This is a genomic window from Alteromonas sp. 5NS40-0096 (assembly GCF_057544385.1).
Map to the genome: position 1 here is coordinate 213253 of NZ_BAAJLQ010000005.1, position 19223 is coordinate 232475.

General features: G+C 46.6%; 17 protein-coding genes. 4 read left to right on the plus strand and 13 right to left on the minus strand.

All coding sequences use genetic code 11. From position 1 onward, the window contains the following. Positions 1 to 143: 143 nt before the first annotated feature. The 8 genes from AC27G9_RS15935 to pilM all read right to left on the minus strand — a co-directional run bounded on the left by AC27G9_RS15935 (position 144) and on the right by pilM (position 8189). A complete protein-coding gene (locus tag AC27G9_RS15935; protein WP_487075462.1) occupies positions 144 to 1547 on the minus strand; it encodes an AAA family ATPase in 1404 nt (467 codons plus the stop codon). A 74-nt stretch (positions 1548 to 1621) separates the two neighbouring features. Then, the gene (gene aroB / locus AC27G9_RS15940) at positions 1622 to 2686 is read right to left on the minus strand and encodes a 3-dehydroquinate synthase (RefSeq protein ID WP_487075463.1); all 1065 of its coding nucleotides are present in this window, start codon (positions 2684 to 2686) and stop codon (positions 1622 to 1624) included. Between the two features lie 23 nt (positions 2687 to 2709). Next, entirely contained in the window at positions 2710 to 3225 is a 516-nt protein-coding gene (gene aroK, locus AC27G9_RS15945) for a shikimate kinase AroK (RefSeq protein ID WP_487075464.1), read from the minus strand. Between the two features lie 391 nt (positions 3226 to 3616). Further along, positions 3617 to 5389 (minus strand): type IV pilus secretin PilQ, encoded by a 1773-nt coding sequence (locus AC27G9_RS15950; protein WP_487075465.1) that lies wholly within the window; start codon positions 5387 to 5389, stop codon positions 3617 to 3619. Further along, positions 5382 to 5930 carry a pilus assembly protein PilP gene (locus tag AC27G9_RS15955; protein WP_487075466.1) on the minus strand — a complete coding sequence of 183 codons (549 nt, stop codon included), beginning with the start codon at positions 5928 to 5930 and terminating at the stop codon, positions 5382 to 5384. Before AC27G9_RS15955 ends, AC27G9_RS15950 begins: the two co-directional genes overlap by 8 nt. Then, complete coding sequence (locus AC27G9_RS15960; RefSeq protein ID WP_487075467.1) at positions 5927 to 6550, minus strand: type IV pilus inner membrane component PilO; 624 nt, start codon at positions 6548 to 6550, stop codon at positions 5927 to 5929. Before AC27G9_RS15960 ends, AC27G9_RS15955 begins: the two co-directional genes overlap by 4 nt. Beyond that, positions 6547 to 7134 (minus strand): PilN domain-containing protein, encoded by a 588-nt coding sequence (locus tag AC27G9_RS15965; protein ID WP_487075468.1) that lies wholly within the window; start codon positions 7132 to 7134, stop codon positions 6547 to 6549. Before AC27G9_RS15965 ends, AC27G9_RS15960 begins: the two co-directional genes overlap by 4 nt. Then, positions 7122 to 8189, minus strand: a complete 1068-nt coding sequence (pilM, locus tag AC27G9_RS15970; RefSeq protein ID WP_487075469.1) for a type IV pilus assembly protein PilM — start codon at positions 8187 to 8189, stop codon at positions 7122 to 7124. The genes AC27G9_RS15965 and pilM overlap by 13 nt, the downstream gene beginning before the upstream one ends. A gap of 138 nt (positions 8190 to 8327) precedes the next feature. Here pilM and AC27G9_RS15975 point away from each other — a divergent pair, with 138 nt between their 5' ends. The 3 genes from AC27G9_RS15975 (at position 8328) to yghU (ending at position 13884) form a co-directional block, all read left to right on the plus strand. Further along, positions 8328 to 10940 (plus strand): penicillin-binding protein 1A, encoded by a 2613-nt coding sequence (locus tag AC27G9_RS15975; protein ID WP_487075470.1) that lies wholly within the window; start codon positions 8328 to 8330, stop codon positions 10938 to 10940. 53 nt (positions 10941 to 10993) lie between these two features. Continuing rightward, on the plus strand, positions 10994 to 12685 hold the full coding sequence (locus AC27G9_RS15980) for an NAD-dependent malic enzyme (RefSeq protein WP_487075471.1): 1692 nt from the start codon (positions 10994 to 10996) through the stop codon (positions 12683 to 12685). Between the two features lie 347 nt (positions 12686 to 13032). Then, the gene (gene yghU / locus AC27G9_RS15985; protein WP_487075472.1) at positions 13033 to 13884 is read left to right on the plus strand and encodes a glutathione-dependent disulfide-bond oxidoreductase; all 852 of its coding nucleotides are present in this window, start codon (positions 13033 to 13035) and stop codon (positions 13882 to 13884) included. Here the strand turns inward: yghU and AC27G9_RS15990 are convergent. The 3 genes from AC27G9_RS15990 to AC27G9_RS16000 are packed head-to-tail and all read right to left on the minus strand — an operon-like array spanning position 13881 to position 15737. Next, positions 13881 to 14636, minus strand: a complete 756-nt coding sequence (locus AC27G9_RS15990) for a phytanoyl-CoA dioxygenase family protein (protein WP_487075473.1) — start codon at positions 14634 to 14636, stop codon at positions 13881 to 13883. The two genes, yghU and AC27G9_RS15990, sit on opposite strands and share 4 nt — an antisense overlap. A 5-nt stretch (positions 14637 to 14641) precedes the next feature. Next, a complete protein-coding gene (locus AC27G9_RS15995) occupies positions 14642 to 15505 on the minus strand; it encodes an alpha/beta hydrolase family protein (protein WP_487075474.1) in 864 nt (287 codons plus the stop codon). Positions 15506 to 15542: 37 nt separating this feature from the next. Continuing rightward, on the minus strand, positions 15543 to 15737 hold the full coding sequence (locus tag AC27G9_RS16000) for a hypothetical protein (RefSeq protein ID WP_487075475.1): 195 nt from the start codon (positions 15735 to 15737) through the stop codon (positions 15543 to 15545). 83 nt (positions 15738 to 15820) lie between these two features. Here AC27G9_RS16000 and AC27G9_RS16005 point away from each other — a divergent pair, with 83 nt between their 5' ends. Continuing rightward, a complete protein-coding gene (locus tag AC27G9_RS16005; RefSeq protein ID WP_487075476.1) occupies positions 15821 to 16480 on the plus strand; it encodes a glutathione S-transferase N-terminal domain-containing protein in 660 nt (219 codons plus the stop codon). 37 nt (positions 16481 to 16517) lie between these two features. Here AC27G9_RS16005 and argA read toward each other — a convergent pair whose 3' ends face one another. After that, positions 16518 to 17831, minus strand: a complete 1314-nt coding sequence (gene argA / locus AC27G9_RS16010) for an amino-acid N-acetyltransferase (protein WP_487075477.1) — start codon at positions 17829 to 17831, stop codon at positions 16518 to 16520. Positions 17832 to 17840: 9 nt separating this feature from the next. Further along, a complete protein-coding gene (gene argH, locus AC27G9_RS16015) occupies positions 17841 to 19223 on the minus strand; it encodes an argininosuccinate lyase (protein WP_487075478.1) in 1383 nt (460 codons plus the stop codon).

The following is a 19223-nucleotide window of genomic DNA, read 5'->3' on the forward strand; positions in this document are numbered from 1 at the left end:
GAAAGTGTCGCGTGTTAAAATGCGAGGTTTTATTGCCCGAGGGCTAAACAAAATCACACACTTACATCAGTAAAAAATAAGATTGTATCTGGCATCGAAGATCCCGACAACAGAAAAACAAGAGTTATCGCGACTTTTGCTTATTATTGCGCCTCGAGACTTATCTCAGAGAGCACCGCGGTAGCCGATTTAACAAAAGCTTGGCTGCGCTGCGGATACTCAGGCATCTGAGTTATGGCGTTTCGTGCGTCATTTAAACTTGGGTAAGTGTTTGACAGCACAATAACGAACCAATCACCGCCGTATCTCTGAGTTTCATATACCCGAACAAGTGATGTTAATGCGTTGTCATTGAGAAAATCATCTAGTAGGGCTCTGTCTTTCATACCGGCGATTTGAATCACGTAATCGGTTGGTGAAAGGTTATCCAGTAGCCATTGGTTATCGGAAGGTTGACGTGTGGCAACCGTATCAATACTTTCATTAGCCGACGGCACGGCAAGCGTGTCTTGTTTCGAATCATCTGCTATCTGTGGGGTGGCTGTTGATTCTGGTTCTGGCGTTGTCAGCGTCAATTCTGGGCTAGCGCTAGACTCATCTTGAAGCGTCTCGTTGATTGCCGCTTCTCCAACTTCTGGTAGATTTTCTCGTGCGGTAGGCCAGTCAGTCACTAACAAGCTATCTGTTGTGCTGGGTATCTCTTCAGACGGCTCGCTTGTCGCCTCTCCAGGCTCAACAATTACAGCAGTCGGGATAGCTCCGGCCTGACTCTCTTGCACCACGGCCGTCTGAGCACTGGGCACTGATACTTGACTTTCTGGTGCTTGTTTTTCAATGGGGTTGAACAAGGTGCTAAACGTTTCGCCATACTGCCAACTAAATATGGCAAAGAACAAGGAGACGAACAGTAAGACCATCCCAGTCCAAAACCAAGGTGACGTCATGCGGCTATTCACGGTAATCGCACCCGCTTGTGCCCGTTTCGCTAGGTGGTCGTTAAACTCAGCTCGACGTTTCGCAATCATTTTGTCTAGTTCGGAGGTATCGTCATCAGAACTGACGGACTGGCTTCCTATAAGCAGAGGTGTGTCGGTATTTTTGGCGGGTAACCATTGTTTTGCCTGCTCAGCCCATTGGGTCTCACCGAATAGCAACACGTTGAGGTGTTGCTTGTTTCCCGCAAATCGGCTTTGTAACACTAGATCCCATAGTTCTTGTAACAAACCATCGGGAAGATGCTGGGCTTGAGTAATGGTGATAAGAATGGGACCGTCGTGCTGATTAAGCTCTGCTAATAGCTCGTTCAACGGTCTAACAAAACTACCCACAACTTGGCCGAGTAATTGACGGCACAGTTGTCGTCGATAGTCTGAAGCATCGGCATTCTCGTCGGCAGTGAGGTAGGCAATTTCAGTATCATCATGTTGCTGATAAACGAAAGCTTCTAGCGTACGTTGTTGCTGTGCAATTGAATCGCCGCTAACAAAAATTAGCTGCGATGAAAAATTGACAAGATACTCTAAACGCTCATGAAGTTCCGAATTCACGTCGACGCCCTCTTCTAAATATACTCAGCCGTAGGACACTTCTGCGCCTGCGCTTGTTAATCAAGTGAAGCGGGTTATAGAATTGCGCTCAGAATGTCTTCTGTTACGTCTTTGGTGACGACCGCTTTGCCAATCCCCTGAGGAATAACAAATCGAATGGCGCCAGCTTCCACTTTCTTGTCGCGCTTCATATGTTTGATATAATCCGCTTTGGTCATAGTCTGTGGACCTGACGTAGGCAATTCAAATGCTTCACAAAGGTCTTGGATGCGACGAGTTTCTGACGATGTCATCCAAGACAGATGCTCTGCAGCATGGCAAGCAATTATAGTACCAGCGGCGACAGCTTCGCCGTGTAACCAATTGCCGTAACCTTGCTCAGCCTCAATGGCATGGCCAAAGGTATGACCGAGATTGAGTATGGCACGCAAACCGCCTTCTCGCTCGTCTTTCGCGACAACGTCGGCCTTGATGGCACAACATTTCTCTATCGCGTCACACAAGGTCGCATCATCAAGTGCTTTCAATGAATCGATTTTGCTCTCAAGCCAGTCAAAAAATGCCGCATCATATATGATGCCGTATTTAATGACCTCAGCCATACCGGCGGCAAACTCTCTTTTGGGCAGTGTTTGTAGGGTCGCAGGATCGATGACTACAGCAACAGGTTGGTAAAATGCACCAATCATATTTTTGCCGAGCGGGTGATTCACCGCCGTTTTGCCACCGACCGAAGAATCCACTTGAGACAGCAAAGTTGTGGGGATTTGTATGAATGGGACGCCTCTTTGATAGGTAGCGGCGACAAATCCGCACAAATCACCTATTACGCCACCACCAAGTGCAATGAGTGTCGTATCGCGAGCCGCGTTCATTTCGAGTAGGCGAGTCATTACGACACCAAATTGCTCGAGCGACTTATACTGTTCCCCGTCAGGCAAGACGATGGTTTCAACAACAACGTCAGTAAGTGATGATACGACGTTGTCTAAGTATAGTGGGGCGATCGTCTCATTTGTGACGATGACTACCAATGGGCCTTTAATAAAATCGTCAAGTAGACCTTTTTTATTAAGTGCCCCTGGCTCAATAAAGATAGGGTAGCTGCGCTCACCTAGTTCTACTGTTAAGGTTGACATGCGCGCTACTCCCTTTTTAGCCGTTATAGGCCGATTTTACTGATGATTTGATTCGCTACTGCGCGAGCCGATTGCTCATTAGTGTCAATCACATAATCCGCAACTTCTTCGTAAAGCGGGTTGCGTTCTTCAGCCAGGTTGCGAAGTACAATTTCAGGATCGTCCTTCTGCAACAACGGGCGTCTCTTGTCGCGCTGTGTACGTGCCACTTGTTTGTCGATTGGTGTTTGTAGATATACTACGATGCCACGTGCAGATAAACGGTTACGTACCGCTTTGTTTATAACAGAGCCGCCACCTGTCGCAAGTACAATACCTTGCTTGTCAGTCAGGTCGTTAATTACGTTTTCTTCACGCTTGCGAAATCCGTCTTCGCCTTCTAAATCAAAAATCCATGTAATATCGGCGCCTGTTCTGCGTTCGATTTCTTGATCTGAATCGAAAAATTCTAGGTGTAGTTCGTCTGCTAGGTGTCTACCGATAGTGCTCTTACCGGCACCCATAGGGCCAACCAAAAAGATATTACGTTTTTCAGCCATTTTGCTTTTATCACAACTTTAAATTCTGTTGAGGGTAGTAATAATAAACTGGTCGTTGACTACCCATACGCACGTGCTTATTCAAACTCAATAAGCACCACTCCATCTACCTCGCTTAAATTTCGAGAGCGGGATTATCTCAGTTTCATACAAGGGGTTGCAAGTTTTGTTGTGCCTTTATTGAATATTCATTTAATTCAATGGCTTATATTTGGTTTTGTATGATTTTACTGCGTTTTTGCATCAATCACCGCGAATAAGTATGAGAAAAAACACCAATATCGGCAAGGTGGATTGCGATTTGGCCAAAGATAGAGGCAAAAAGTAAAAAAGAAAGCGGACGTTTAGTCCGCTTCTTATAGAACATTGGGCTTTTGCTTATAAGCTCAGGCTATAGCGAGTCGGTTACGATCTTTGGCGTGACAAAAATCAAAAGTTCACGCTTCTGATACACAGTTGATGTATTTCTGAAAAGTGAACCGACCACAGGTAAATCGCCAAACAGAGGAACTTTGCTGACATCGTCGGTATTGATTTGCTGGAAAATACCGCCCAAAACCACGGTTTCGCCATTCTCAACCAGCACTTGTGTCTTGATTTCTTGCGTATCAATCGCGACCGCTGGGCCAGTCGATGTACTAACGGTTTCGCCGCGAGTATCTTGAGTGACGATCAAATCCAAGATGATTCTGTTATCTGGTGTGATGTGAGGCGTCACTTGCAGGCTCAATACCGCTTTTTTGAATTCAACCGAGGTAGCACCACTGGATGTCGCTTGAACGAATGGTATTTCGGTACCTTGTTCGATATAGGCTTCTTGTTGGTTTGCCACCGTGATACGCGGACTCGCAATAATCTCGCCTTTGTTCTCGTTTTCTAAAGCAGAAAGCTCTAAGTCGAGAATAGTGCCGTCGACTAGGCTCGCCACTTGGAACCCGATACGGCCCGCGGCAGAGGAAACTGGGAGGTTTACGTTTAAGCGGTTGTCCAGCGTTGGAATAACACCGCCGGCTACCGTGTCGGCGCCTTCTAATGAACCCGACACACCATCATCACCCTGACGGTCGGTGAAACCCCAACGTACGCCTAATTGCTCATCGACATTGTCGCGAACAGTGACCATACGTGATTCAATCAGAACCTGTCTAACCGGGATATCCAGTGCGTCAATCATGCGGCGAGCTTCATCAATCGAAACTTGCGTATCGCGAATCAGCAACGTGTTGGTTCTCTCATCTACTGTAACCGAACCGCGCTGGCTTAGAATGCCACCCTCTGTTGATTTGAGGATGTTGGCCATTTCCTGTGCTTTGGCGTAGTTAACTGTGATATTCACTGACTCAAGCGGTGCTAAATCGGCGACTTGCTTCTGAGACTGCAGCTGTTGTGTTTCTCTTGCTGTTAACTCGTCCGCTGGTGCGATTAGCAAAATGTTGCCTTCTAGTCGTTTGTCGAGCCCTTTAATCTTGAGAATCATTTCTAAAGCTTGATCCCAAGGTACACCGGTAAGGCTTATGGTAACGTTACCTGTTACCGTGTCAGTGGTGACCAAATTAAATCCGTTAACTTGAGCAATAATCTGTAGTACCTGTCTCACAGGGACATCTTGGAAATCCAAGGAAATTGGGTCGCCGGTATACACCGTTTGCTGGTTGAGTTCTTCAACCTGTTCTTCGGTCATAGGAGACACTTCGATTTGCAAAACATTGTTATCGACTTTGTGGCGAGCCAGAACGCGACCTTCATAGCGAATAACCAAGCGTGAGCTATCGGTATCTTGATACGTTTCTATTTCGCTAACTGCCGTCGCAAATTGTACGACATCGAGTTTGACTAGCTGATCTTCGTCAATATCAACGCCGGGAAAAGTAATAGACAGTTCACCCTGCGACTCAACCATTTGCGGCACGATAGCAGTATTTTTAAACGTAACGGTAGTGACCGCAGTGTTGCCGATATTGCGATTAAAATCGATGTTAGTCAGGGTATTGTTAAATACCTGTTCTTGCGCCGCGTTAGGGTTGAGAAGCACAGGATCTTCTTGGGCTCTCACTGGAGAAACAAATGCCGTTGCTGCAGCACAGGCGATGATTGAACCTGTGAGCCAGTACCTTACTCGGTGGCTGCGGTTTAGCTTCTTATTAAAGATATAGCGCTCAGACATTATCCTGCTCTCCTGTTAACGCCATTTTTGTTAACGTTGTTTCTTTTTGTTGCCAACAACCCGCGCCATCGGGTAGTAACTCGTCGATGATCACACTGTCACCGGTAATACGTTTGATTTTGCCGTGGAACAGACCTAAGTGTGTGCCTATCGTGCCTTTGTACAAACCACCATCATTGGTTTTAAACAGTACCCATTGTTTACCCGATATTGAGAATGAACCAGACAATGCGATGGCATCTAAACCATAGGATTCTAGCTCTTCTTTCGAGCGTTGGTAGTTGGGCTGAATACAATTGGCTTTTTGCACAACTACAGGCGCTTCATTCTGACCTCTCGGACGGCTAAATGGACTGCGCATATGCTGTGCAGCATATTTAAATGGGGGTTGAGTTTCAAACTCAGGATAAGGCTCAATTCTAACCTGCGTCGTTTGTTTCACTTGGCTGGTGTAGGCAACCAAGTCATCGATACGCGGCGCGCAGGCGCTGACTAAAAAAGTAGCCGTTATCAAAACGAGGTGCTTTGCATACTTCATCATTGCGCTGCCTCCGCCGTTTGTTGCCCAACAGGTGCACTTGCTGTGCGATAGGTTTTTGCTTGCATTTGTAAGCGTAACCCATCCTTCTCAGCATCAATGGCAAAATCATGTAATGTGACGATTCTTGGCAGGTCAGCGACTTTCGATACAAAATCGCCGAAGTTGTGGTAGCTGCCAGTTACCTCTAATTCAATCGGTAATTCGGTATAAAACTCTTTGGGGATCTCTTGTTGCCAGTTGAGCAACTTAAATGTGAGCCCCGATGTAGTGCCAACATAGGTAATATCGTCCAAAAGCCCTGGCGTTTCGTTACTGGTCGGTAACGACTTCAACATAGAAGAAAAGTCTTCTTCGATGCGTTCCAATTGCTTTTTGTAGGCGACAAGGTTAACCGCAATGCGATATTTCGCTTCAAATTGAAGTTTGAGTTCTTGCTCTTTTAGTTCGGCCGAGTCCAATAATGGAAGCTTGGGACTGACGACCATGTAGTAAGTGAGCGCACAAACAATAACGGCAACAAACAGGGCGACTACCGATTTAACTTCAAATGGCCATATGGCAACCTGTTCAAAGTCCAGTTCGTTGAGTTCTTTGAGCTTTTCAACGTCAAACTTTCTCATTGTAAGCCTCCTGTTGTGTTCTCAACGACGGAATCAGGTGCCAACTGAGGGCTAATGGTAAATGTGAGAATAAAGTCACTTACCGAATCAGTACTCGTGGTGTCAGCGACAATGGATGACAGTTCACCATTATTAAAAATATCTGAATTTTCGATACGGCGCATGAATTCTGATAGGCGGTTGTTTGACTCGCTTACACCTTGAATTTCGATATTGTTGCCATTGCGGCGCATCGTCTTAAACGACACACCAGGTGGTACAATTCGAGCGAGTTCATCGAAAATCGCCGGCGATGTATTTCGACTCGCTTGAAGTTGTTCAATTAATGCCATGCGTTGTTCAATTGCATTCTTGCTTTCTTTGATCTTCTGAATCTGGCGAATCTGCGCATCGAGCAATGCTATCTCTTGCTCTAGGTAGCGGTTTCGGGCATTTTGATTGCTAATCTGTTGATCGATGGCTTCGCCAATAAACCAAAAGATCAGACCCGAAATAGCAGCGACTGCAGCCAACATGCCAAGGTATTGCTGTTTTTGTTTTTGGCGCTGTGCGTCACGCCAGGGAAGCAGGTTTATATGTGCCATGTATTGAAGCTCCTGCTAGCAAGTCCAGCCGCAATGGTTAGCTGTGGTGCGATGGTTTCCAGTGCAGCTTGATCAATTTTGCTGTTTACCTTCATGTTGGCAAATGGATTGAACACGTCTACATCTAATCCTAAGTCTTGCTGTAACAATTCAACCAAAGGCGCAATATTAGCGGCACCACCAGTCAGGAGGATACGTTCTGGTCGTTGGGCGTTAAGTGTCGTCATGTACATTTGTAACGCACGGTTGATTTGTTGCTGTAAATTCGCTGCAAATATTGGCAAGGTGTCGTCTATCCAGTTTCCGGGTAAGGCTTTTTCTAGCAGTTGTCGCTCTGCTTCTTCTTTATCAAGCATATGGATAACCGACAAATCCTGCACAAGCGCTCCCACGCCGTACTGATGTTCTTTGCTGTAAATGACTTGGCCGTCTTGCCAAACGCAGACCTGAAGCAGACTTGCTCCTACATTAACGCAGACGATTTGTTCTTCACTCGAAGAGTGTGGATAGAAATAATCGAGTGCATTACCTAGGGCATAGCCCTCAATGTCGACTACTTTTGGCACAAAAGGAATCTCTCGTACGAGGGTAAGGCGAGAATCGACAGCATCTTTGTGTGCAGCACTGAGTAAAACGTTGACTTTACCGACATGCGTAGGACTCGGGCCAACCTCTTCAAAATCAAGATACACTTCTTCAAGCGGGTAGGGGATTAAACTATCCGCCTCTATTTCGATTTGGCTTTCAAGTTCGAAATCATTTTGGTCTGGATCCATGTAGACAATCTTACTAATAACGGATGTACCCGCCACAGCAATTGCAGCATCCTTAATTTTTGTCTTTAGCGAATGTTTTACTTTTTTAAGCGCAAGATTTACCGCGTCAAAATCTTTGATTTCTCTTTCGGAAAAAGCTTGTTTTGCGATTGTTTCGCACGCATAACCTTGTAAAATATAACCGTCGCCTGATTGCTCGATTAAAACTGCTTTTATTTGTCTTGTACCAATATCGAGACCGATAATGGAAGGCAGTTTCTTTTTGAACAAGCTTTTCATATCATGGTGTCCAACGTACCAAATAAGTATTCTAGATTAGGATATTACGCAATTTTCTGTAAGCGTATGGTTCTATTAACGACACGTACGTATAAATATTAAGTTATTTTCACACTTTTGCCTTGGTAATATTACCCTGTGAAGTACATCAAAGCCCTAATTCTTTTTACATTATCCGGAATCGTACTCGGTAGCCTTTGTCTATTGGGTATCTATTTTTATATCAAACCGGACCTACCAAGCGTCACTGTTTTAAAGGACGTGCGTCTTCAAACGCCGATGCGAATTTACACTCAAGACGGCAAATTAATTTCACAGTACGGGGTAAAACGCCGCATCCCTGTTAAATTAACGGAGACGCCTGAAGCGTTAATTCAAGCCATTATCGCTACCGAAGATAGCCGTTTTTACGAACACTATGGCGTTGATCCTATTGGTGTTTTTCGCGCAGCGCTCAATTTGGCAGTAACGGGTGAAAAAGGCCAAGGTGCCAGTACGTTAACCATGCAGCTAGCGCGTGGTTTTTTCTTAACCCGTGAAAAAACCTATATCCGCAAAATTAAAGAAGTCTTTATTGCGCTGCATATGGAAAACGAACTCACTAAGGATGAAATTCTAGAACTTTACCTAAACAAAGTAGAATTAGGACATCGTTCCTTTGGTGTTGGCGCAGCGGCACAGGTTTATTATGGAAAGGATTTAAACGACTTATCACTTGCGCAACTCGCGACATTGGCTGGACTGCCACAGGCGCCCTCAGTGTTAAACCCGATTAGCCGGCCCGAGCGCTCAGTTGAAAGACGACGAATAGTGTTGCTGCGAATGCTCGATGAAGGCTTTATCACCCGAGCTGAGTTTGAAGAGGCCGTAGCCGCTCCAGTTACGGCAAAAAAACACGGTGCGGAAATTGAATTAGACGCCCCTTACCTCGCAGATTTGATTTATACCGAGATGGTTGAGTTGTACGGTAAAGAAGAAGCGGAAACAGGTGGCTATCAAGTCTACGCGACGGTTCCTTCACACTTACAACAAGCCGCCCAGTTTGCTGTTCAGCAAAACCTGCATGACTATGATGAGCGTCACGGTTATCGAGGCCCGCTTTCGGTATTGTGGAACGCCGTAGAAAATGAAGAAACTCCAAAGCAATGGACTAACGGCGTGCCTGAGGAATGGGATAAAGCGGGGCTAATCAGTGCACTTGAACCTATCCCAGAATATGGGGAGTTGGTTCCAGCGGTGGTGACCTTTGTTTATGAAAAAACGTTCTCCGTTATTGATACCAATGGCATTAACCGCACGATCCAATGGCAAGGTATGGATTGGGCTCGACCTTACATTTCGGACAACAAACAAGGCGATATTCCACAAGCGGCTACAGATATCGTAATGCCTGGGCAGGTAGTGTATATCCGCCACTATGATGATGAATGGCGACTGGCTCAGCTACCGGAAGTCAGTGGCGCATTTGTCGCAGTTGATCCAAAAAATGGCGCAGTGCAGGCTATCGTTGGCGGATACAGTTTCTACCAGAGCCAGTTTAACCGCGCGACTCAAGCCAAGCGTCAAGTGGGCTCGAATATTAAACCTTTTGTTTACTCTGCGTCCCTTGAGCATGGTTACACCATAGCGAGCCTGCTCAATGATGCGCCGATAAACCAATGGGATGCCTCTTCAGGTGTCGCTTGGCGTCCGCAAAACTCTCCAGCGGTTTACGATGGCCCAATTCGAATGCGGGTTGCACTTGGTAAGTCCAAGAACGTGGTTTCGGTGAGGTTGCTTCGCGGGGTAGGCCTAGACGAAACCATCGAGCATTTGACCAAATTTGGTTTTGTCAGAGATGAAATCAACCGCGATGAAACCTTGTCATTGGGTTCGGGCTCGCATACCCCCATCGAAGTTGTCCGCGCAATGTCAGTGATTGCGAATGGTGGTTTCTTGATAGAACCCTACTTTATCGAGCGCGTAGAAAATGACTTAGGTGAAACACTTTGGGGAGCTGAGCCGGTTTGGGCATGTGATCCTTGTAGCGCTGACGTGACTGACGAAGCCATCGCCGAAGACGATTTAGAAGCGCTCTTAGCCGCAGAATTTGGCGCAGAAGCGACAGAGCCTGCGGCGCAAGAAGACAAGCGCAGTGCGCCTCGTGTTATTTCAGCACAGAACGCATTTTTAGTGTCAGAGATGATGCGTACGGCTGTGCGAGCGAATGGTAACTGGAACAAAAAGACCTATTGGCTGGGGACAGGGTGGCGAGCTAGAAACATTCTAGGGCGGACTGACATAGCCGGTAAAACCGGTACAACAAACGACTCCAGAGATACTTGGTTCAGTGGTTTCAATCCAAACATAGTGGCAACGGCTTGGGTCGGCTTTGATGACATGAATCGACAACTTGGCCGCACCACTCGAAACCAGCACCTTGTCAATCGCAATCCTGAGAAATTCAATTGGATCGGTAATGGTTTAATTGGCGCGGAAGATGGTGCGAAAGCGGCGCAACCAGCGTGGATTCGTTTCATGGAAAAAGCCATGGCAGAAATGCCACATACGCCAATGCCAATCCCCGATGATATCGTGCGTGTAAGGATTGATCGTACCAGTGGGAAGTTGACTCGATTGACAGACCATACCACACTATTCGAATATTTCCTGAAAGGGACAGAACCGCAGGTATATGTGAGCCCAAGCGAGTTTGTTGACCCTGCCGAACAGGAAAAAGATACCCTAACTGAGCCCGAAGATATTTTTTAGTACTTCGGGTTTGGCATTCTCTGTTGCCTGATAATTATAAATTCGGAAAAATAATGTCTGACGAATCATCAAGATATTTGTATATCCCGCACTCTGGACCCTCATTACTAGAGACCCCCTTACTCAATAAAGGCAGCGCGTTCACCGCCGATGAACGTGCGACGTTTAATTTAACTGGCTTACTGCCTCCTCGCTATGAAAGCATCGAAGAGCAGGTAGAAAGAGCCTATATGCAATATTGTAGTTTCAGTGAGCCGCTGAACAAACACATTTATCTCAGAGCGATTCAGGACAATAACGAAACCCTGTTTTATCGCCTTGTGCAAGCGCACATCGACGAGATGATGCCAATTATCTACACACCCACGGTAGGTGACGCTTGCGAGCAGTTTTCTGACATCTATCGCAGTTCTCGTGGTTTGTTTGTGTCGTATGAAGAACGACATGAGCTAGATGACATTTTGCGAAATGCTACTAAGCGCAAAGTGAAAGTGATCGTTGTCACAGACGGTGAGCGGATTTTGGGGCTTGGCGACCAAGGTATCGGTGGCATGGGCATTCCTATCGGAAAGCTCTCCTTGTACACCGCATGTGGTGGGATTAGTCCCGCGTATACATTGCCAGTTATGCTAGATGTGGGCACTAATAACGAGAAACTGTTGAACGATCCTATGTATATGGGTTCGAGACATCCGCGTATTGCTCAGGAAGAGTATGATGAATTTATTGATATGTTCATCAAGTCGGTTAAACGTCGTTGGCCAGAGGCCATGATTCAGTTTGAAGACTTTGCTCAACCCAATGCGATGCCAATCTTGAAAAAGTATCGCGATGAGGTTTGCTGTTTTAACGATGATATTCAAGGCACGGCCGCGGTAACCTTGGGCACGATTCTCGCGGCATGTAAGATGAAGAAGCAGACACTTTCACAGATGAAAGTTGTGTTTGTTGGCGCAGGCTCCGCAGGCTGTGGTATTGCTGAAATGCTGATCGCACAGATGCGCCGCGAAGGTTTATCCGATGAGCAAGCCCGTAAGCAGGTGTTCATGATAGATCGCTTTGGTCTGGTGACAGAGGGCATGGAAGGGCTAAGAGACTTCCAAGAAAAATTACAGCAAAAACGAGAAGACCTCGTTGAATGGCAATTTAGTGGTGACTATCCGTCGCTGCTAGACGTCGTTAACTGTGCTCAACCTGATGTCCTGATTGGTGTATCAGGGCAACCTGGCTTGTTCACTGAGCAGGTAGTGAAGGCGATGAAAAAACATTGTGAGCTGCCAATCATCTTCCCTTTGAGTAATCCATCTAGGCAAGTTGAGGCGAGACCTGAGCAAGTCATTGAATGGACAGAGGGCGAGGTAATTATCGCTACTGGTAGTCCATTCAAACCAGTAGAGTATCAAGGGAAGTCCTATCCCGTCGCACAGTGTAACAACAGTTATATTTTCCCAGGTATTGGGTTAGGTGTGATTGCATCAAAAGCAAAATTGATTAGCGATGAAATGCTAATGGCAGCGAGTAATGCATTGGCTGACAACTCTCCGTTAGCGACAACAGGCAAAGGTGAATTGTTGCCCCCGTTGACCGAAATCACTAACTTGAGTAAACAGATTGCATTTGCCGTTGGCAAAATGGCGATGGAGCAGTCGTTGACATTAGAAATGTCTGATGAAGCGCTTCGAGATCGCATTGAAAAACACTTCTGGCAGGCTGAGTATCGACCTTACAAGCGAGTCAGTATTTAAGTCCATAATGTATGAAAGCCCGCAGCAACGCGGGCTTTTTTTTGCACGTTTCACGGTAGTTAAGCGATGTTAGCGACACAAACACTAGGTTTTCGAGACGAGTAAAAAAAATGTAAATATAGACGAAAGTAGATGAGTGCATAGAAGGTCTATGTATAGGCTGATGATGTACTTTTGCGGGCAAAGGAGTGCCTGCTTTTTTTTTAAGCATAAATCAGCTAACTAAGATCACAATGGACTAGTGCATCACAGTACTCGTCCCCATGTAATACGTCTACCGCGATAAAGAAATACCAATCAACCTTTTGTATTGCACAACAGAATCGTTTTGAAAATTGGAGAACAGGATGAGTGACGCTAACTATACACCACCAGAGATTTGGACATGGGATTCAGAGAACGGTGGAGAATGGGCAAGTATTAACAGGCCTACGTCAGGCGCGAGATTCGAGCGAGATTTACCCAAAGGTGAACACGATTTACAGCTCTATTCCCTCGCCACACCTAATGGTCAGAAAATCACTATCTTGCTCGAAGAGTTGTTAGCTTCAGGCATCAAGGCCGCAGAATACGACGCCCACCTCATTCGCATTGGGGATAGTGACCAATTTTCTTCGGGCTTTGTCGCAGCGAACCCGAACTCCAAAATTCCTGCACTACTCGATTATTCTGCCGGTGAGCCGGTAAGAGTGTTTGAGTCTGGGGCAATTCTCATGTATCTCGCTGAGAAGTTTGATGCGTTTATTCCAAAGGATCCGTTGGCTCGCGTGGAGTGTATGAACTGGTTGTTTTGGCAAATGGGATCAGCCCCTTATCTGGGCGGCGGCTTTGGCCACTTCTATGCATATGCACCATTTAAGATGGAATATCCGATAGACCGTTTCAGCATGGAAACCAAACGACAGCTTGATGTGCTTAATCAGCATCTTGCTAATAATGAATATATGGCAGGGGGTGAATACTCGATTGCTGATATTGCAATATGGCCTTGGTATGGAGGTCTTGTTTTAGGGTACTTGTACGACGCAGCAACGTTTTTACAAGTTCATGAGTATGAACATGTCGTGCGCTGGGCAAAACAGATTGAAAGCCGTCAGGCCGTGAAAAGAGGGCGAAGAGTAAATCGTACTTGGGGGCCAGAGGACGAGCAAGTGGCTGAGCGACACAGCGCAGCCGATATTGACCGAACCTTCGACTAAGCTTTGTCGATACAGGCTAGCGTGCGCTCAAACACTTGCGGGGTATTGAGCGCGCGTAATTCCGATGTGTTAGGTAGACATTTCACATCAACATACTTCAACAGTACCCGTTGCTGGGGGCAATAAATAATATCTAACGCAAGGCGTTCGCCGCCATATATCCCTCTGTGCAACATGTTTGCAGAAAACACGAGTAAATCACCTGCGGCTAGCGCTACCTCTCGACCTTCTTGCATGGGATCTGAAACCGTTTTGCCATTTTTAGCCAACCTGATGTCGAGTTGTTCCTCGCTGTCCCATTGTCTGTGAGAGCCCGGCACTAGTTCAATACCAGGTTCATCAAAAACGGGTAGCCTGAAATGCAATACATCCGATTGATGAAGGGCTTTTTGCTGCTCAGCTAAAGACAAATGATATTGCCCGTCGCGGTGCCAGTAATTGCGTTGAGTGGTGTTATAGGGGTTGAAAAACAACTGGGTATTCATGAACGCAGGGGCTTCGCCCAAACACGCTTCGGCGATCTCAACCAGTTTAGCGTCGGTAATTAATTCGAACAAAAATTGCCGCCCCGCCTTATCCATGACCTCTAAAGAGGTTAGGTAGGCCGCATTGACCGCTCGTTCGCGATAGAAGGTGCGATTAGCGTCTTTCCATCGCTCGAAATACGATACCAAGTGTTCTCGTAAAGACTCAAGGTCTGCCACTGGCAGAAAGTTTGTCAGGTGGAGGTAACCATTTTCTTGGTAGCTCATGCTTACTAACTCGCTTGGGCTTTATCCGTGCTGTGTTGTTCTAGCCAATCAGTGGCAAGTGGCCAAAGTGATTGGCACTGACGACTGAAAAATTTCATGTGTCCGATGTCTTTCAACCCCAGTGACTTCGGCTCTAAGCTCACGCGCTGTGCATTCACTTTAGTGTAAACACTGAGCATGTCATCGACGTTGATATCTAATGCAATAAAATCATCGCTCGCGTTAACCCAAAGAGCGGGAAAATTGACTTTGTCGTACAAGTGCGAATCGATAGCGCGATTGAAATCCGTTTTGACATAGCCTTGACCATTGCACCATTTTTGCCACTGGCGCGCGACCTTTTTAGGTAGTGGCTCGCCCATGCCAAGCCACTGCGATTTAGTATGTCCAAACACCATATTGCTAAGAGGTATAAAGGTATTCATGAAAAAGTGAGCTTTGAACTTAGATTTAAATGCCATATTACGCAATTGCCCAGACGAACTGGCAAAAGCAAACATTGAAGTTAGCGATTCAGCGTTATCCATTAAACCTACGAGCTGGCCACCGGCACTGTGCCCAATCAGATGATAAGACATAGAGGGAAAGGTCGTTTGTAGGGTGCGAAGAACCGCCGACATATCGAGGCGCCCCCATTGTACTAAATCCGCTTCACTTTCATTAATCGGAACGGGTTGAGACTCGCCGATACCGCGATTGTCGAACGTAATGACGCCATACCCTTGCTGCGCTAAATGATTTGCAAAGTTATGGTAAAACTGTCGCTTGATACCCGTCGCTGGCGCAATCATTATGGCGGCTTTGATTGGTGTTGTTGGTGTATACACACTGGCAGCTAAAGGGTGTCCATCGCTACAGGTTATTGTCATGTTGTCATTCATATTGTCCCTCGACGTCAATCTGGTATTACCAGTTAGTGTGAGTGTAAGGCAAAGTCGACTCTCGAGTAAATTCATCATAGTGAATAGTGTTAAATAAACCAGATTGTATTGGTCTTTGTGGCGTGTATTTGATAGTGGGTGGCAATGCAGACAAACAAGTATCGTCGTAAAAGCGCTCAGGTTGTTGCCAATATGCAGAGCAAAGGCCAAAGCGTCTCATGCCGTTTTACAAATCACCGCGCAGATTACTAATATCAATCTATGCTTACATGACGAGTTCGCTTTCACCTAGGGGAGTGCAAAATGACCAAACCATCACTGACGCTTTATTCTATGGCCACGCCCAACGGTCAAAAAATAGGAATTGCATTGGAGGAGATGGGCTTAGCGTATACACCGGTTTTAATTAATATTCGCGAAGGTGAACAGAAAACGCCGGAGTTTTTAGCCATGAATGCCAACGGTAAAATTCCCGTGCTGGTGGATACTGATACGCCAGATGGAGAACCGTTAATACTGTCGGAGTCAGGTGCGATTTTAATGTACTTAGCCGAAAAATCGGGCCAATTCTTACCACAAGACGTCCATGGCAGAATGGCAACGATGCAATGGTTGTTCTTCCAAATGGCGGGGCTGGGCCCTATGTTTGGGCAGTTCGGTCATTTCACCGTCTTTGCGGATCAAAGTTTAGAGCTGAGTTATCCGATAGAACGATTCAAAAATGAATCGACACGGATTTTGGGAGTGCTGAACGATCAGCTCAGCCACAGCGCTTACATCGCTGGAGAGGAAATGACAATCGCAGATATGGCAACCCTGCCTTGGTTACTGTGTCTAGATCGATTCTATCAAGCAGGTGATACTCTCAATCTGGCCCAGTACAAGCACATTTGCGATTGGCAGGAGAATCTATTGGCCAGAGAAGGGGTAGAGAGGGGCCTGCTGGTTAATGCGCTTCCTTGAAGCTTCGAGCCCTAGCAGGCGCTCTGCACTATTATTACTATCGTAAATTCAGGGTAAATACCTTGGAGTTACGCTGAAAATTATAGAGCTCTTGCTTTTGTGAAGGTAACGCCCTGACATCAGCTTGTTCAAAGCCTTGCTCAAGAAACCAGTGTGCGGTGACGGTTGTTAAAACAAATAATTTATCGATACCAGCATTCACTGCACGCTGTGTCACTTCCTCCAGGATCCGCTCGCCACGATTCTTACCACGGTAGTCTGGGTGGGTCGCAACACAGGCCAACTCTGCTAATCCCTCATCCTCATATAAGTACAAGGCAGCACAGGCGATGATCATGCCGTCTCTAACGATAACAACAAATTGGTTAATTTCGCTCTCTAAGCGTTCGCGGGACCGTTTCACCAATATTCCCCGTTCTTCTAATGGGTTAATCAGTTTGAGAATCCCGCCTACATCGTCAATGGTGGCACCGCGTAATTGCTCATAATGATGCTCCATCACCAAGGAACCCGTACCGTCGCGAGTAAACAATTCTTGTAACAGCGCACCATCTTTGACAAAGCTCACGCAATGCGCTCGAGGGATTCCTGCCGCTACGCTGGTGGCAAGTGCGGTTGCTACTGTCGTTTCGGTTTGAATAGCGCCGTCACTCACCATTCTCTGTAAATCTGGACGAACCAAGGTCCGAAGCAATTTACCTTCCTGGTTGAAAATACCGTCTTTGCTGGAGAAAACGATCAGTTTGTCGGCTTTAAGTGCGATAGCCGCTTGGGTAGCCACATCTTCATGGGACAGATTGAACACTTCGCCGGTAGACGAATAACCCATTGGAGAAAGCAAAACGATTGAGCCATCGTTCAGGTGATCATTAATGCCTGTGGTGTCGATACGGCGAACCATACCTGTGTTTTCATAATCGACACCATCACGCACGCCCATTGGCTTAGCGACGACCATATTCCCCGAACAAACCCGAATCTGAGCACCATGCATAGGCGAGTTGGGAAGACCCATAGTTAATAAGGCCTCGACTTGAGAACGCACCGAGCCCGCGGCATCCTTTACACATTCTAATGTCTGCTTATCAGTAATGCGGACACTCTCACTAAATCTCGGTTCGAGGTCGCGCAGCGCCACTCGCGCATCAATTTGCGGACGGGCACCATGAACTAATACCAAGCGAACGCCCAAACTGTTTAACAGCGCAATATCGTGAATGATGTTGGGAAAATTGGGATGCTCAATGGCTTCCCCACCGAACATAAGCACAAAGGTTTTCCCGCGGTGCGCGTTGATATACGGCGCACTGCTTCTAAAGAGTTTAATGCTGTCGTTTTGCGATAACACCATGATCGAGCCCTAACCTAGCTTGTCGAGTTGCTCAAGTTCTTGATACAGGGCTTTCGTTACTGTCTCAAAGCTAGTACCGCCCAAAATATTGCGCTTGTTGATACCAAACTCGAGCTGCAACACTGCGTACACATCGTCTTCGATCTGTGGGCAAATTGCTTGTAACTCGTCCAAAGGCATATCTTCAATCGCCAAGCCTTTTTCAAGCGCTGCAACGACAACTTGCCCCGAAATGTCGTGACCCGTTCTAAATGGAATGCCTTTTTCAACGAGGTAGTCGGCCAGCTCCGTTGCATTGGCGTAACCTTGCGCCGCGGCTTCTCGGCAACGCGCTTCATTGAGACTAAGGCTGTCGAGTACTTCCACCGCAATGCACAAACAGATGTGCCATTGATTAACACTATCGATGGCACCTTCTTTGTCTTCCTGCATATCTTTGTTGTATGCCAACGGCAGGCCTTTCATGGTAACCAGTAGTCCTTGCAAGTTACCGAACACACGACCACATTTGCCACGCATTAATTCAAGGGCGTCTGGGTTTTTCTTCTGGGGCATCAAGGATGACCCTGAGGTGACGGCATCCCCGAGCTGCAAAAAGCCTGCTTCGCCCGAATTGTAGAAAATGAGATCCTCTGCCATCCGAGAGATATGCATCATGCTGGTACTCGCACAGAACAAGAGTTCGAGTACAAAGTCTCTGTCGGATACCGCATCAAGACTATTCAAACACGGGTTGTTAAAGCCAAGCGATTCAGCAATGTGATGACGGTCAACCGGGTAGGTGGTTCCAGCAAGCGCGCCGCTACCCAGCGGGCATTGGTTCATACGCACCAATAAATCGTCTATACGAGATACATCACGCTTGAACATTTCTACGTAGGCTAAACACCAATGTGCGAACAAAATAGGTTGAGCACGCTGCAGGTGAGTATAGCCAGGAATAATTGCTTGCTGATGCCGAGACGCTGTATTTAACAAGGCACGAATCACTTGCGTGACATCAGATTTGATTGATTCCAAATGGGTACGTACCCACAAACGGAAGTCAGTCGCGACTTGGTCGTTACGGCTACGGCCAGTGTGTAGCTTACGGCCAATATCACCAAGTTCGTCAATTAGTGCGGCTTCTACAAAGCTGTGAATATCCTCTTCGCTGCTATTCGCAAAATCCAATTCACCGGCAAGAGCTTTTTGCTTTAAATCGGATAAACATACTTCCAGCGCCGCTTGTTCGTCATCAGTAAGTACGCCCGCACTGTGTATCGCTCTCGACCATATAATCGAACCTTGAATGTCTTCTGCAGCCATTACCTGATCAAATGGTAACGAATCATTGACTTGGCGGAACATATCACTGCTACCACCAGCAAATCGACCTCCCCAAAGTGCCAT

Bases quoted from the DNA above. Each gene is read 5' to 3' on its own strand.
- AC27G9_RS15965 (WP_487075468.1), bottom strand. From the start codon at position 7,134: ATGGCACATATAAACCTGCTTCCCTGGCGTGACGCACAGCGCCAAAAA.
- aroB (WP_487075463.1), bottom strand. From the start codon at position 2,686: ATGTCAACCTTAACAGTAGAACTAGGTGAGCGCAGCTACCCTATCTTT.
- AC27G9_RS15960 (WP_487075467.1), bottom strand. From the start codon at position 6,550: ATGAGAAAGTTTGACGTTGAAAAGCTCAAAGAACTCAACGAACTGGAC.
- argA (WP_487075477.1), bottom strand. From the start codon at position 17,831: ATGGTGTTATCGCAAAACGACAGCATTAAACTCTTTAGAAGCAGTGCG.
- yghU (WP_487075472.1), top strand. From the start codon at position 13,033: ATGAGTGACGCTAACTATACACCACCAGAGATTTGGACATGGGATTCA.
- AC27G9_RS15950 (WP_487075465.1), bottom strand. From the start codon at position 5,389: ATGTCTGAGCGCTATATCTTTAATAAGAAGCTAAACCGCAGCCACCGA.
- argH (WP_487075478.1), bottom strand. From the start codon at position 19,223: ATGGCACTTTGGGGAGGTCGATTTGCTGGTGGTAGCAGTGATATGTTC.
- AC27G9_RS15955 (WP_487075466.1), bottom strand. From the start codon at position 5,930: ATGATGAAGTATGCAAAGCACCTCGTTTTGATAACGGCTACTTTTTTA.
- AC27G9_RS16005 (WP_487075476.1), top strand. From the start codon at position 15,821: ATGACCAAACCATCACTGACGCTTTATTCTATGGCCACGCCCAACGGT.
- AC27G9_RS15995 (WP_487075474.1), bottom strand. From the start codon at position 15,505: ATGACAATAACCTGTAGCGATGGACACCCTTTAGCTGCCAGTGTGTAT.
- aroK (WP_487075464.1), bottom strand. From the start codon at position 3,225: ATGGCTGAAAAACGTAATATCTTTTTGGTTGGCCCTATGGGTGCCGGT.
- AC27G9_RS15990 (WP_487075473.1), bottom strand. From the start codon at position 14,636: ATGAGCTACCAAGAAAATGGTTACCTCCACCTGACAAACTTTCTGCCA.
- pilM (WP_487075469.1), bottom strand. From the start codon at position 8,189: ATGAAAAGCTTGTTCAAAAAGAAACTGCCTTCCATTATCGGTCTCGAT.
- AC27G9_RS15980 (WP_487075471.1), top strand. From the start codon at position 10,994: ATGTCTGACGAATCATCAAGATATTTGTATATCCCGCACTCTGGACCC.
- AC27G9_RS16000 (WP_487075475.1), bottom strand. From the start codon at position 15,737: ATGAGACGCTTTGGCCTTTGCTCTGCATATTGGCAACAACCTGAGCGC.